Here is a 13,413-nt window from a genome sequence, read left to right as displayed (position 1 = left end):
CGGCGAGTGGAGCCACCGACCTGGTGAGGTGGCCGCATGAGCCGGTTGTTGACGGTAAACGGCCTCAGCGTCGCCTACGGCGCCATCGAGGCCGTGCGCGACGTGTCTTTCGTCGTGGAGGAAGGCCAGATCGTCAGCCTGATCGGAGCCAACGGCGCGGGCAAGACCACCACCCTGCGCACCATCTCCGGCCTGCTGCGCCCGCGCGCAGGAGAGATCCGCTTCGACGGACAGCGCATCGACTCCCTGCCCGCGCACACCATCCTGGCGAAGGGCATCGCCCAATGCCCGGAAGGCAGGCGCACCTTCGGCAGGATGACCGTCGAGGAAAACCTGCAACTGGGCGCCTACACCCGCTCCGACGACAAGGTGGAAGCCGACATCCGCCGCGTCTACGAGCTTTTCCCGGTACTTGGTGAACGTCGCCAACAAAAGGCAGGCCTCTTCTCCGGCGGCGAACAACAAATGCTCGCCATCGGCCGGGCGATGATGTCGCGCCCCCGCCTGCTCATGCTCGATGAGCCTTCCATGGGCCTGTCGCCGATCATGACCCAGCGAATCTTCGACACCATCCGCGAACTGCAGGCCCAGGGCACCACCATCCTGCTGGTAGAGCAGAACGCCCTGGCCGCCCTGGCCCTATCCGACCGCGGATACGTCATCGACCTGGGCGCCACAACCCTCGAAGGCCCCGGCCCGGAACTCCTGGCCGACACCCGAGTCCGAGAGGCCTACCTCGGCGAAGGCTAGTTGGCAGGTCTGCCGTGTCCCCCAGACGATATTCGGGACACGGCAGACCTCCCAAGCGAAAACGTGCCTCTGTCCAACCGGCACAAACCTCAAGCCCCGGGTGCCCGATCCACGGCCACACAAGTCAGCCGAGCAGTACAGGTCCGCTTCTCATTCTCATCGGTGATCACGATGTCGAACGTCGAAGCGGTACGCCCCACATGCGACGGCGTGCACACAGCCGTCACCAGCCCGGCACGTGCGGCCCGGTGATGGGTACAGGACAACTCCAACCCCACCACCAGCTTCCCCTCCGGCGCGTTCAGCGCCGCCGCGATAGACCCCAAAGTCTCGGCAAGCACCGCGTTGGCCCCACCATGCAGCAGCCCATAAGGCTGCAAGTTCCCCTTGACCGGCATGGTCGCGACCATCCGCTCCGGCGACCAGTCGATGATCTCGATGCCCAGCTTGTCCGCCAGCAGTTGGTCGGCGATCTCCGGACTGATGCCGGGGAACCTGGCCGGATCGACAGTGCTCATGGGCCCTCCGTTGAGTGTCGGTGCTCCACCCTAGACTCGGACCGTGCCTGCGAAGACTGAGACCCGAGCCACAACCGCGACCGCGACCGCCACCCGCCGGTTGCTGCTCATCGACGGCCACTCCATGGCGTACCGGGCGTTCTTCGCGCTGCCCAAGGACAACTTCCAGACCGGCACCGGCCAGCACACCAACGCCGTCTACGGCTTCACCTCGATGCTGATCAACCTGCTGCGCGACGAGGCGCCCACCCACCTCGCGGTGTGCTTCGACGTCTCCCGGCAGACGTTCCGCAGTGAGGCGTACTCGGAGTACAAGGCCAACCGCAGTTCCAGCCCGGACGAGTTCAAGGGCCAGGTCAGCCTCATCGAAGAGGTCCTGGCCGCGCTGAACATCCCGAAGCTGGCCAAGGAGAACTACGAGGCCGACGACCTCATCGCCACCCTGACCACGATGGCCACCGCCGAGGGCTTCGACGTCGCCATCTGCACCGGCGACCGTGACGCGCTCCAGCTGGTCAACGGCAACGTCACGGTCCTCTACCCGGTCAAGGGCGTCTCCGAGCTGGCCCGGTTCACCCCGGAGGCGGTGCTGGAGAAGTACGGCGTCACCGCCGAGCAGTACCCCGACTTCGCCGCCCTGCGCGGGGACCCGAGCGACAACCTGCCCAAGATCCCCGGGGTGGGCGAGAAGACGATCACCAAGTGGATCCAGCAGTTCGGCTCGCTGGCCGAGCTGATCGACCGGGTGGACGAGGTCAAGGGCAAGGTCGGCGACTCGCTGCGCGCGCACCTGTCCGCGGTGATGCTCAACCGCCAGCTCACCGAGCTGGTGCGCGACGTGCCGCTGGGGGTCGAGCCGGACGAGCTGGCCGTGCGCGACTGGGACCGCGACGCCGTGCACCGGCTGTTCGACGAGCTGGAGTTCCGCGTCCTGCGCGACCGGCTGTTCGCCACGCTGTCCACCGCGCAGCCCGAGGCCGAGGAGGGCTTCGAGGTCACCGGCGGCGCCGTGGCGCCGGGGGAGCTGCCGAACTGGCTGGCCACGCACGCGCCGAAGGGCTCCCGGATCGGGCTGTCCTTCGGCGAGGTCCAGGTCGGCGTGTCCGGGCAGGCCGTCGAGCTGCGCTCGGTCGCGTTGGCCACCGCCGGGGGCGACGGCGTCTACGTCGACGTGACGACGCTGACCGAGGACGACGAGAAGGTCTTCCGCGCCTGGCTGGCCGACCCGGAGGTGACCAAGCTCGCCCACGACGTCAAGCGGTCCCTGCACGCGATCCGGCACCGGGGCTGGGAGCTGGGCGGCCTGACCATGGACACCGCGCTCGCCGCGTACCTGGTCCGCCCCGGCCAGCGCACCTTCACCCTGGACGACCTCGTGCTGCGCTACCTGCAGCGCGAGCTGCGCGTCGAGGACCAGGAGGGCGAGCAGCAGCTTTCCCTGTTGGACGAAGAGGGCGAGGACGACCGCAAGCTCGCCGCCGGGCAGATCCTGCGCGCCCGCGCGATCGCCGAGCTGGCCGACGCCCTGGAGAAGGCGCTGGACAACACCGGGCAGGCCCCGCTGCTGGCCGACATGGAGCTGCCGCTGCTGCGGGTGCTCGCCGAGCTGGAGGCCGTGGGCATCGCGGTCGACACCGAGCGGCTGGAGATCCTGGAGTCCGAGTTCGCCGCCCGCGTCCGCGACGCCGAGCGCGCCGCGTTCGACGTGATCGGCAAGGAGATCAACCTCGGCTCGCCCAAGCAGTTGCAGGTCGTGCTGTTCGACGAGCTGCAGATGCCCAAGACCAAGCGCACCAAGACCGGCTACACGACCGACGCCGAGGCGCTGACGACGCTGTACGAGCAGACACAGCACCCGTTCCTCGCGCACATGCTCGAACACCGCGACGCCACCCGGCTGCGGGTCACCGTCGAGGGCCTGATCAAGTCGGTGTCCGACGACGGCCGCATCCACACCACGTTCAACCAGACCATCGCCGCCACCGGCAGGCTGTCCTCGACCGAGCCCAACCTGCAGAACATCCCGATCCGCACCGAGGCGGGCCGCACCATCCGCGACGCCTTCGTCGTCGGCCAGGGTTTCGCGGAACTCCTCACCGCCGACTACAGCCAGATCGAGATGCGCATCATGGCCCACCTCTCCGGCGACGAGGCCCTGATCGAGGCGTTCAACAGCGGTTTCGACTTCCACGCCGCCACCGCCGCCCGCGTGTTCTCCGTCGCCCCGACCGAGGTCACCGGCGAACAGCGAGCCAAGATCAAGGCGATGAACTACGGCCTGGCCTACGGCCTCTCCGCCTACGGCCTGTCCCAGCAGCTGCGCATCACCACAGAAGAGGCCCGTGGCCTCATGACCGACTACTTCGAGGGCTTCGGCGGCGTCCGCGACTACCTCCAGGAGGTCGTGGCCCGCGCCCGCAAGGACGGCTACACCGAGACCATCTTCGGCCGCCGCCGCTACCTCCCCGACCTCACCAGCGACAACCGCCAACGCCGCGAGATGGCCGAACGCATGGCCCTCAACGCCCCCATCCAGGGCAGCGCCGCCGACATCATCAAGGTCGCCATGCTCGGCGTCCACCGGGAACTCAAAGCGGCCGACCTCCGCAGCCGGATGCTCCTCCAAGTCCACGACGAACTAGTCCTGGACATCGCCCCCGGCGAGCGCGACGAGGTGGAAACCCTCGTCCGCACCCAAATGGGCAGCGCCTTCCACCTCCGCGTCCCCCTGGACGTCTCAGTCGGCTTCGGCCGCTCCTGGAACGAAGCCGCCCACTGACAGACCGACGGCGGCGGCCCGCCGCGCGCTGTCGATGGTCATCGGGGCAGCACCGCCTGGCTGGTCATGGCCGCCGACATCGTGGTGAGCGCGCGGAGCACGGTGCCGATCCCGGCGTGGGTGTGCGGGGTGCGTCCGGCGGCGACGCGGTGGAACTGGGCGTTGTGGATGGCGAGTTGGAGGTAGCCGTCCAGCGGCCGGTAGCCGATCGGCCGCGGCCCCTGGGGCAGGAGGGGTTCGGGTTCCCCGGCGAGGATGCGGGCCGGGTAGTCGGGGACGAACGCCATGGGCCGGGCGATGCCGACCAGGTCGACCGCGCCGCCGCGGACGAGGTGTTCCATGGTGTCGCGGGTGCGCAGGCCGCCGGTGAGCATGAGCGGCACCTGGGTAAGTTCGCGGACTTTCGTGGCGTAGTCGGCGAAGTACGCTTCGCGGCCGGTGTGGTGGACGCCTTCCATGGCGGGTCCGGCGTAGTTGCCGCCGGTGATCTCCAGCAGGTCGATTCCGGCGTCGGCCAGCGCGGTGGCGACGTCGAGGGATTCGGCCTCGGTGAGACCGCCGTGCTGGAAGTCCGCGGAGTTGAGTTTGACCGAGATCGGTGTGCGCGGGCCGACGGCCGCGCGTACGGCGGTCACGGTGTCGAGCAGGGCGCGGCGGCGGCCCACGGCGTCGCGGCCGTAGCGGTCGTCGCGGGTGTTGGCCAGCGGCGACAGGAACTGGGAGAGCAGGTAGCCGTGCGCGGCGTGGATCTGCACGCCGTCGAAGCCCGCGGCGACGGCGAGTTCGGCGGTCCGGGCGTAGGAGCGGATCAGCGTCTCGATCCGGGTCGCCGTGAGTTCGCGGGGTTTGCGCAGGTTGTAGCCCGGGACGGGTTCGCGGCTGGCCGAGGGCGCGACGGGGCGGCGGGTGAACGGGACGGTGGCGACCCGGCCGGGATGGTTGATCTGCATCCACACCACGGCGCCGGGCAAGCGCCCCTACGCGCCGCGCATGGCGCCGGACCAGCGCCGGGAGCAACTGCTCGACACCGCCCTGGAAATCATCAACACCGCGGGCGTGGCCGCCGTGTCCGTCGACGCCGTCGCCAAGGCGGCAGGCGTGACCCGCCCCGTCGTCTACGGCCAGTTCACCGACGCCAACCACATCTTGCGCGACCTGCTGCGACGCGAAGGCGACCGCGCACTCGCCGAGGTCAACGCCACCCTGCCCGCGGACATCACCGACGCCGACCCCGTCGACACCTTCACCCACGTCGCCCACGGGTTCTTCACCGCCGTGGTCGCCAACCCCCAGCGCTGGCGCTCCATCCTGCTACCCGTCGACGGGATACCGCCCCCGGTCCGCACGCACAAACAACGGGCCGAAGCCACCATCCGGACCCGGTTCGCAGAGATCACCCGCTGGTTCCTCCGCGACCACCCCGACGCCGACACCATCGACGTCGACCTGCTCGCCCACCTGCTACTCAACGCCATGGAAGAAGGCGGCAGACTCGCCCTCAACGACCCCGACACCTACCCACCCGACCGCCTCACCGCCATGGCCCGATTCCTGGTGGAAACCTTCTTCCACCGCTTCCGCTGAAACAGCAGCCAGCACCACGATGAGCGTTCATAGGCAGTTAGGCAGGGAGCGGGGAGAGCAGGTAGGCAGGCAGGACACCCGTCCCCCACAAAGCCGCACCTGACCCCATCGAGCAGACCAGCCCAAGCACCCCCCACGGCCAGCCAGCAAACAAGTGCCCAAAGCCGGAATCTAGGCTGACCCGGTGGATGTCTACGAGGTCATCGGCCGCCGTCGCGACGTGCGGGCCGAGTTCACCGGCGCCGGGATCGACGACGACGTGCTCCAGCGGGTCCTGTCCGCTGCGCACGCCGCCCCCAGCGTCGGCATGTCGCAGCCCTGGGACTTCGTGCTGGTCCGCGACCCCGGCACCCGCGCCGAGTTCCACCGCCACGTCCACACCGAACGGGCCCGGTTCGCCGCAGGGCTCACCGGGGAACGCGCCACCACCTTCGACCGCATCAAGATCGACGGCATCCTTGAGTCCACCCTGTCCGTCGTCGTCACCTACGACCCCGAGCGCGGGTCGCCCGCCGTTCTCGGCAGGCACGCCATCGCGGACGCGGGCCTGTACTCGGTGTGCCTGGCCATCCAGAACCTGTGGCTGGCCGCGACCGCGGAGGGGCTTGGCGTTGGCTGGGTGAGTTTCTATCGTGAAGAGTATTTGCGTGACCTGTTGGGTATTCCGGCGCATATCCGCCCGGTCGCCTGGCTTTGTCTCGGCCCGGTCGAGCGGCTGCATGAGGTGCCGGATCTCGAACGGCACGGTTGGCGGAGCCGGATGCCGCTTGAGCAGGTCGTGCACCACGAGCGCTACACCCCGAGAGACGCGTGAGGCCGGGGCTGCCTGGCTGATCGGAAGTGGAGGCGGGCATGGCGACCAAACGGGCCCTGGTTCTCGGTGGCACCGGCATGTTGGCCGGGTGCACCGCCGCCCTGGTGGCAGACGGGTGGCACGTCGTCCTTCCCAGCCGCCGCTACGAACCGCTGACCACCGACCTCCCGGCTGACGACGACATCGGCCGCGCCCGGTGGGTGGAGGCCGACTGGTCCAGGCCGGACGACCTCGCCCGCCGCGCCGCCCGGGCGCTCGGCGGGCCCGCCGACCTGCTGGTCGCCTGGATGCACGGCCCCTGCCGGGTCCCGATGCTGCGCGCCGTGGAGCCGCTGCTGCGCCCGGACGCCCCGGTGATCGAGGTGCACGGCATCGGCGACCAGCGCGGCGCCCCGGACACGGTGCTCGCCAACCATCCCACCCAGCATGTCGTCCTGGGAGTGCGGCGGTACGCGGGCCGCACCCGCTGGCTCACCGCAGACGAGATCACCGACGGGGTGCTCGCCGGTCTGCGTCGGGCCCTCGCAGGCCGCGCGCCCGCCATCCAGCACGTCGGCGAGGCCCGCGCGCACGCCTCCTGACCCCGGCCGCACACTGGTGCGGTGTCCACGGGGGAGTACGCCACGGAGTTCGACGGCAGGCGCCGCAGGCTGTTCGGCCTCGCTTACCGCCTGCTCGGTTCGGCCGAGGAGGCCGAGGACGTCGTCCAGGACGCGTTCCTGCGGTGGCGCACGGCGGACCACGCGGGCGCGGTGGTCCGGTCGGTCAGGGTCAGGCCGCGGACACCGCCGCGATGGTCGCGTCCACCCAGTCGGTGACCGACTTCGGGGTCTTGGGGTCGAGGATGGTGGCGTGGTCGGCCTCGACCAGGAACGCGCGCGTCTTCTCCTCCCAGGCGAAGCCCGCGCACCGGACACCGGAGCCGACGGCGAAGACCATCGCGTGCATACGCAGGCCGAGCACCCCCGCCGCGCGCCCGACCACGGCCTTGGCCAGGGCGGGCGGAAGCTGCGGGCCGAGCACCGGCAGCGGGGCGCCGAGCCGGTCGGCCAGCTCGGCCGCGAGGGCGGCGTCCCGGCGGGCGAGACCAAGCCCGTGGTCGGCGTGGGTCGACAGGGCCAGCGCGGCCACGCTTCCGCCGTGCTCGCGCCAGCGGCGGGCGGCCAGCAGGCACGAGTCCGCCAGCGCGGCCATCTTCGCGGGGTCCGGCACTGCCTTGAGGGACAACAGGAGCAGCGGGGTCGAGGTGTCCACGCCCGCGCAGGCCAGCGCGCGGGCGGCGTGCTCGGGCGGCTCGGGGCGCAGCCGCAGCGCCAGGTCGCCGACATTCGGCACGTTCGCGCCAAGCGTCTCGGCGGACAGCCGGTCGCGCACGGTGACCCGGCCCAGTTCGCGCGCGGCGGCCCGCAGCCGTCGCGCGACCGCGGGCGGCATCCCCGGGTACGCGCCGATCGCCAGGTAGACGGTGTCCCGGCCCGCCGCCTTGGCCGCGTCGACCACCCAGGGCAGCAGCCGGACCAGCGGCGGCAGCCCGGCGCCGAACATGCCGCCGCCGACCACGAGCACCGCGTCGGACCAGCGCAGGCCACCGGCGAACGACAGCGCGGTCATCGGCCGGGACGGCACGCCGTGGGTCCACTCGACCAGCCGCGGGTTGCGCGAGAGCACGCTCACTTCGGTGCCGCGCGGCAGTTCCCCCAGCGCGCGGGCGAGCAGCGCCTCGTCGCCGGTGTCGCCGTTGCCGAAGTCGCCGACGACCAACACCCGGGCCGCCCGCCTGCCGCGGGCGCGTCGGTTGCCGAGTCCGGCCAGCTGGGCGCGCACGATCGCGCCCGGGTCGGTCAGCACTCGGGTGCTCCTTTCCTGGCCCTGCGCCAGTTTTTGGTGTGTCCGATGTGGATCGCCTGGTGCCCGCCGCTGGGTGAACTGGAGTATCCAGGCCGTTCTCGGCCGCTCGCCGCGGTTGGGGTGGGCGCTGTGCGCGGTCTCGAACAGGTGCGCCGCCGCACGCGGCAGCACCCCGGCGAGGTGGCTGCGCGGAAGATACCGCATACAGCAGGCGACGCTGGCAGGTGCGGTGGGAATCATATATTCAGCCGCGAGTCGACCTTATGACACTCCCGGGCGAATCCAAGAGGCTCGGAGTAAATCTTCTGTTACGTGCGGGCGGAATGATGTCCGGTCGAGAAAATGAACCATCCTTCATTTATTCGCACGGTTGACATAAACCTTCGGAACGCGTTGCGCGGGTGGCAAGACTTTGTTCAAAACCTCCTTGCGGGTGGCCGAAGTCTGGTAGTGGGCAGCGGTCCGCGGCGTGTTCGGTTCGCGGAGAGCGCTCCCAGACGGTCGCCGACAGCGCTGGCGAAGCGGGAGGTGGGAGCGGCGCGGGACAAGATCGAATTCTCTGGCCCGGCCCGAAACATGTCGGATGGTGAGCCTGCGTCACGGCGTGGATTGTCACGGACGGCTGTATGCGCATTCGTTGAATTCCGGTAAGTTGTGCCACCTTGGGCCGGGGGCATCTGGGAAAAGGTGGCACAGTGGAAACAAGACCCGACGAAGTCATGAGCGATATCGAGACTTTGATGTGGCGAGTCTACGGATACGTCCGGGAACGCGGCGTCCCGGTCCACGAAGGCGGCGCCAGCGTCGCGCAGGCGCTGTATCTGCGGGAACTCGCCCGGATGTCGAAGTCGCGGGTCGTCGCCGAAATCGGTTTCAACGTCGGTTTCTCCAGCCTGGCATTCCTGGAAAGCTCACCGGATGCCCGGGTGGTGTCCTTCGAGTTGGACAACCGCCGTTCGGTCGAACTCGCCAAGGAGTTCATCGACGCGAACTACCCGGGCAGACATGACTTAGTGGTCGGGAACTCCGTCGAGACCCTGCCCCGCTATCTGGAGACAATGCGCGAAGCCGCGGACCTCGTGTTCATCGACGGCGGCCACGACTACGAGGTCGCCGCGGCCGACACCCGCAACGCCCGCCGCATCGCCAAAGCGGGCGCGATCGTCGTCACCGACGACCTGATCCCCTGGTACCCCTGGGGCGTCGGCCCGTACCAGGCCTGGCAGGAGGCGGTCGACCTCGGCCTGATCGAGCCCGTCGAGTACTACGTCGACGGCGTGGCCGTCGCCGAGGTCACGGAACCGGGGGACCGGGCCTGGGGCGTCGGCCGCTTCCTCGGCGACCCCACAGCGTGATTTCGCAGGCTGAGACCACGGCCTGAAAGAACCTGAATCCGCGGCCTGGTTCGGCGGCCTGACCGCGGCCCGCGAGCGCACTCACGCGCGGCTTGGTCTACTCAACCGGCCCAGTCTCGGACGCCCGCGCTACGCGCCGCCGCCGCGCAGACCGCGCACCAGCATCAGCACCGAGTCGCGGACCTCGGCGCGGGTCTGCTCCGGGTGGAACACCTGCCAGTCCAGCGCGACCACGAGCACCGTGCCGAACAGCGCCGCCGACGCGGTCGGCACCGGCACGCCCTCGGGCAGCAGGCCCGCGTCGGCGAGCCGCCGAACCTGGGCGCGGATGATCATGGTGACCTGCTCCCGCAGCAGCGCCAGCGTTTGCTGCCACTGCCCCGGGGTCCGCCACAGCTCGCTGACCAGCAGTTGCGCGAACGCCGGGTACTCGGCGAAGAACCCGAGCATCCCGTCCACCAGCGCGGCCAGCGTGTCCGCGGCGTCGCCAGCGTCCTCGGCCGCGCGCAGCCGGTCGGCGAGCAGGTCGACCCCGTGCCGCAGCAGCGCGTCGATCAGGCCGTCCTTGCTGCCGAAGTTGTAGTACACGGTGCCCTTGGCCACCCCGGCCGCCGCGGCGATCTCGTCGACGGTGAGCCCGGCCATGCCGCGGGTGCCCGCGAGCCGCAGCGTCGCGTCGAACAGCTTCTGCTTGGCGCCGCCGGACTTCCCGGTCCGGGGGCTCACAGGACCAGTTCCGGCTTCAGCCGGGCCGGGGTCCACACCCGCTGTCTGCGCGCCGCGACCGTCGACACCACGAGCCCCCCGATCAGGTAAGCGACCAGCACGCCGATGTCGACGCCCAGCCCCGAAAGTGACCCACCGTAGAGCAGATGCCGCAGACCGTCGACCACGTAGCCCATCGGCAGCGCCTGGTGCAGCGGGATCAACGCGTCCGGCAGAGTCTGCCAGGGGAACGTGCCGCCCGCGCTGATGAGCTGCAGGATCAGCACGATCAGCGCGACGAACTTCCCGGCCGGGCCGAGGGCGGCGTTGAGCGCGTGCACGATCGCCACGAACGCCAGCGACGTCAGCACCAGGAAGCCCAGCGCGGCCACCGGCCGCGCCGGGTGGATGCCGATCAGCGTCGTCACCGCCGCGTACATCACCACGACCTGCGCGACGCCGAGCAGCGCCGGGGTCAGCCAGCCCGCGAGCGCGGTGCGCACCGCCGGGTGCCCGGCGGCCAGCGCCCGCGCCGACAGCGGCCGGACCAGCAGGAACAGCACGAACGCGCCGATCCAGGCGGCCAGGCCGAGGAAGAACGGGGCGAGCCCGGCGCCGTAGCTGCCCGCGCTGTTCTCCCCGACGGTCCGCACCGCCACCGGGTCGCCGATCGTGCGGGCGGTGGCGTCCCGCGTCGCGTCGTCGGGGTGCGGAATCTGGTTCAGGCCCGAGGTGAGGCCGTCGCGGAGCGAAACGCTGCCATCGGCGAGCGTCTTCGCGCCTGCCGCCAGCTTGTCGGTCCCCTCGACGGCGGCGCGCTCGCCGTCGCGCACCTCGATCGCCCCGTCGCGCAGCCGGACCGTGCCCGCGGCCAGTTCGCGGCCGCCGTCGGCGGCCTTGGCGATGCCGTCGGTGAGCGCGGGCGTCGCCGCGGCCAGCGTGCTCGCGCCGTCCGCCACCTTCTCCGCGCCGTCGGCCAAGGCGCGCAGCTGGGTCGCGGCCTCGCGCACCCGCGTGTTGGCCTGGTCGACCGGGGCGCGCAGGCCGCGCAGCTCGCCCTGGATCGCGGCGATCTGGTCCTCGGGCACGCCCGCCGCCCGCAGCCGGGCCGCGACCTGCTCGTCCACGGTGTCCAACCGGTCGACCAGGCCCTGCGCCGCGCCCGCCACCTCTTCGCCGGTCTTGGCCACCCGCTCGTTGCCGTCGGCGACTTGCCGCGCGCCCTCGGCCAGCGCGGCGGTCTGCCCGGGCAGGCCCGCGGTCTTCTCACGCAATGTGCCCAGGCCGGTGGACAGCTCGCCCGCGCCGGTCGCCGCCGTCGCGGCGCCATCGGCGAGCCGGGTCGCGCCGTCGAGCAGCCTGCGCTGGCCGCCCGCGAGTTCGGCCGCGCCCGCGTTCGCCTGGCCCGCGCCGTCCGCGAGCCGGGTCGCGCCGTCCGCGGCCTGGCGGGTGCGCTCGTAGACGGTGCCGAACCCGATCAGGAACTTCTCCGCCGCCTCGGCGCCCACCTCAGCCGCGACCGCCTTGCGGACCTCGCTGACCACCCGGTCGGCGATGGTGCCGACCAGGTAGTTGTTCGCGTCGTTGGTGGTCACGGTGATGAATCCCTGGCGCGGGGCGAACTCCCCGCTGGAGGACAGGGCGGCCGAGAAGTCCTCGGGCAGCGTCATGGAGAAGGTGTAGCGGCCGTCCCGCACGCCCGCCTCGGCATCGGCGGCGTCGACCTCGTGCCAGTCGAACGCCCCGGAGTCCCGAAGGTTGTCCGCGACCTCGCGGCCCGCGTCGAGCCGGGTCCCGTCGGCGGTGGTGACGCCGGTGTCCGCCACGACCAGCGCCGCCGGAATCCGGTCGAGCCGGTCGTAGGGGTCGGCGTTGGCGTAGAGGTACATCGATCCGTAGAGCAGTGGCACCAGGACCATGGCCAGCACCGCGAGCTTGGGCAGCGTGCCGGAGCTGATCCGGCGGAACTCGTTGCGGGCCAGGCGCAGCACGGTCATGTCAGGTTCTCCAACGGCAGGGTTTCCAGCGGGGCGGGCTGATCCGACTCGCCGAGCCGGGCCGGGGTCAGCGGGAGCCGGTGCGCCGCCGCGGTGCCGCACAGCACGACGACCGCGCGGCCCGCCTCGGCCTGGGCGAGCGCGGTCGGCCACCAGTCCCCGGGGTCGCCGCTGTGCCGATCGGGGGTGTCGAGCACCAGCAGCGCCACGCCCGGCCGCGCGGCGGCGAGCCCGGTCAGCAGGGCGACCCGGGCGGCGGCGGGCACCGTTTCGAACCGGGCGTCCGGGCTCAGCCCGTGCGTCTCGAGCACCCGGGCGACGGCGGCGCGCCGCGGCCGCGCGCCCGCCAACGCCAACTCCTCGGCCACCACGTCGGCGGTCCGCAGGTTCGGTTCGGGCGCGGTCACCGCGGGGGAGTCGACCAGGACCGCGTGCGCGCGCAGCGTCGCGGCGTCCGGGCTGACCGACCCGGCGGACGGCGAGATCCGGCCGGTCAGCGCCAACCCGAAGGCGGTGTGCCCGTCGTTCGGCTCACCCGCGACGACCGCGAGCCCGCCCGAGCCCACCCGCAGCGAGGTCGCAGCCAAGAGCGGGCCGTGCGCGCCCATGACCGCCACCCGGTCCGCGTGGACCTCCATACGCCACCTCCTTTGAACTGACCAGTCAGTACAAAAATGCGCCGGATGGTTGTCTTACGCAACCGGAGATGGAGTGATCTCGATGACCCGATGGAGGGAACTGTCCCGCGACCACCACCATCAGATGCCCGTGAACAGACAGGTGAAACTGTTGGTCGCGGGCCTCGTGTGCGCGCTGCTTCCCTACGCGCTCTTCCTCGGCATCACCCAGACCGTGGTCGTCAACGGCCAGGTCACCGTGGACAACCGCCTCGACATCGGCGGCGTCGTCGCGGGCGTGGCCGCGATCGCGATCGGGTGGGCGATGGCGATGAAGTGGGAGACCGAGGCCGACCGGGCGACGCACTGGCGGATCGCCGCGGCCGTCGTCGCCGCGCTGGGGGCGCTGCAAGTGCTGATCAGCGCGGACCTGCTCTAAGCGGTGG

General features: G+C 71.1%; 13 protein-coding genes and 1 pseudogene. 8 read left to right on the top strand and 6 right to left on the bottom strand.

The genetic code is table 11. The features are described from left to right. Positions 1 to 36 precede the first annotated feature (36 nt). The gene (locus tag BLS56_RS02290) at positions 37 to 750 is read left to right on the top strand and encodes an ABC transporter ATP-binding protein (RefSeq protein ID WP_091447669.1); all 714 of its coding nucleotides are present in this window, start codon (positions 37 to 39) and stop codon (positions 748 to 750) included. An 89-nt stretch (positions 751 to 839) separates the two neighbouring features. Here BLS56_RS02290 and BLS56_RS02285 read toward each other — a convergent pair whose 3' ends face one another. Continuing rightward, positions 840 to 1,268 (bottom strand): hotdog fold thioesterase, encoded by a 429-nt coding sequence (locus BLS56_RS02285; RefSeq protein ID WP_091447667.1) that lies wholly within the window; start codon positions 1,266 to 1,268, stop codon positions 840 to 842. A gap of 43 nt (positions 1,269 to 1,311) precedes the next feature. Here BLS56_RS02285 and polA point away from each other — a divergent pair, with 43 nt between their 5' ends. Continuing rightward, positions 1,312 to 4,047, top strand: coding sequence for a DNA polymerase I (gene polA, locus BLS56_RS02280; RefSeq protein WP_194957320.1), 2,736 nt, complete (start codon positions 1,312 to 1,314; stop codon positions 4,045 to 4,047). Positions 4,048 to 4,085: 38 nt separating this feature from the next. Here the strand turns inward: polA and BLS56_RS02275 are convergent, their stop codons facing one another. Then, a complete protein-coding gene (locus tag BLS56_RS02275) occupies positions 4,086 to 4,997 on the bottom strand; it encodes an oxidoreductase (RefSeq protein WP_091447664.1) in 912 nt (303 codons plus the stop codon). Here BLS56_RS02275 and BLS56_RS02270 point away from each other — a divergent pair. The 4 genes and pseudogenes from BLS56_RS02270 to BLS56_RS02255 form a co-directional block, all read left to right on the top strand. Further along, positions 4,987 to 5,631 (top strand): TetR/AcrR family transcriptional regulator, encoded by a 645-nt coding sequence (locus tag BLS56_RS02270; protein ID WP_091447661.1) that lies wholly within the window; start codon positions 4,987 to 4,989, stop codon positions 5,629 to 5,631. The genes BLS56_RS02275 and BLS56_RS02270 overlap by 11 nt on opposite strands. A 184-nt stretch (positions 5,632 to 5,815) precedes the next feature. Next, complete coding sequence (bluB, locus tag BLS56_RS02265; RefSeq protein ID WP_091447658.1) at positions 5,816 to 6,445, top strand: 5,6-dimethylbenzimidazole synthase; 630 nt, start codon at positions 5,816 to 5,818, stop codon at positions 6,443 to 6,445. 38 nt (positions 6,446 to 6,483) lie between these two features. Beyond that, entirely contained in the window at positions 6,484 to 7,026 is a 543-nt protein-coding gene (locus tag BLS56_RS02260) for a Rossmann-fold NAD(P)-binding domain-containing protein (RefSeq protein ID WP_091447655.1), read from the top strand. 21 nt (positions 7,027 to 7,047) lie between these two features. Further along, positions 7,048 to 7,185: pseudogene (locus BLS56_RS02255) on the top strand (sigma factor); the annotation flags it as partial. Positions 7,186 to 7,216: 31 nt separating this feature from the next. On the opposite strand, the gene BLS56_RS02250 reads toward BLS56_RS02255, so the two are convergent. Continuing rightward, complete coding sequence (locus BLS56_RS02250) at positions 7,217 to 8,497, bottom strand: polysaccharide pyruvyl transferase family protein (protein ID WP_175482618.1); 1,281 nt, start codon at positions 8,495 to 8,497, stop codon at positions 7,217 to 7,219. 491 nt (positions 8,498 to 8,988) lie between these two features. Between BLS56_RS02250 and BLS56_RS02245 the strand changes: the two genes are divergently transcribed. Then, positions 8,989 to 9,648, top strand: a complete 660-nt coding sequence (locus BLS56_RS02245) for an O-methyltransferase (RefSeq protein ID WP_139190462.1) — start codon at positions 8,989 to 8,991, stop codon at positions 9,646 to 9,648. 129 nt (positions 9,649 to 9,777) lie between these two features. Here BLS56_RS02245 and BLS56_RS02240 read toward each other — a convergent pair whose 3' ends face one another. Genes BLS56_RS02240 through BLS56_RS02230 form a run of 3 tightly spaced genes read right to left on the bottom strand, consistent with a single transcriptional unit; the run spans position 9,778 to position 12,988 of the window. Continuing rightward, complete coding sequence (locus BLS56_RS02240; protein ID WP_091447650.1) at positions 9,778 to 10,374, bottom strand: TetR/AcrR family transcriptional regulator; 597 nt, start codon at positions 10,372 to 10,374, stop codon at positions 9,778 to 9,780. Beyond that, positions 10,371 to 12,350 carry a YhgE/Pip family protein gene (locus BLS56_RS02235; protein ID WP_091447647.1) on the bottom strand — a complete coding sequence of 660 codons (1,980 nt, stop codon included), beginning with the start codon at positions 12,348 to 12,350 and terminating at the stop codon, positions 10,371 to 10,373. The genes BLS56_RS02240 and BLS56_RS02235 overlap by 4 nt, the downstream gene beginning before the upstream one ends. Further along, positions 12,347 to 12,988, bottom strand: a complete 642-nt coding sequence (locus BLS56_RS02230) for a hypothetical protein (RefSeq protein WP_091447646.1) — start codon at positions 12,986 to 12,988, stop codon at positions 12,347 to 12,349. The genes BLS56_RS02235 and BLS56_RS02230 overlap by 4 nt, the downstream gene beginning before the upstream one ends. Before the next feature lie 124 nt (positions 12,989 to 13,112). Here BLS56_RS02230 and BLS56_RS02225 point away from each other — a divergent pair, with 124 nt between their 5' ends. Beyond that, positions 13,113 to 13,406, top strand: a complete 294-nt coding sequence (locus BLS56_RS02225) for a hypothetical protein (RefSeq protein WP_139190461.1) — start codon at positions 13,113 to 13,115, stop codon at positions 13,404 to 13,406. Positions 13,407 to 13,413: the final 7 nt, after the last annotated feature.

It is taken from the genome of Actinokineospora iranica (genome assembly GCF_900101685.1).
Classification (GTDB): Bacteria; Actinomycetota; Actinomycetes; order Mycobacteriales; family Pseudonocardiaceae; genus Actinokineospora; species Actinokineospora iranica.
Note: the sequence above shows the minus strand (reverse complement) of the source record. Positions and strands in the feature narration are given on the sequence as shown.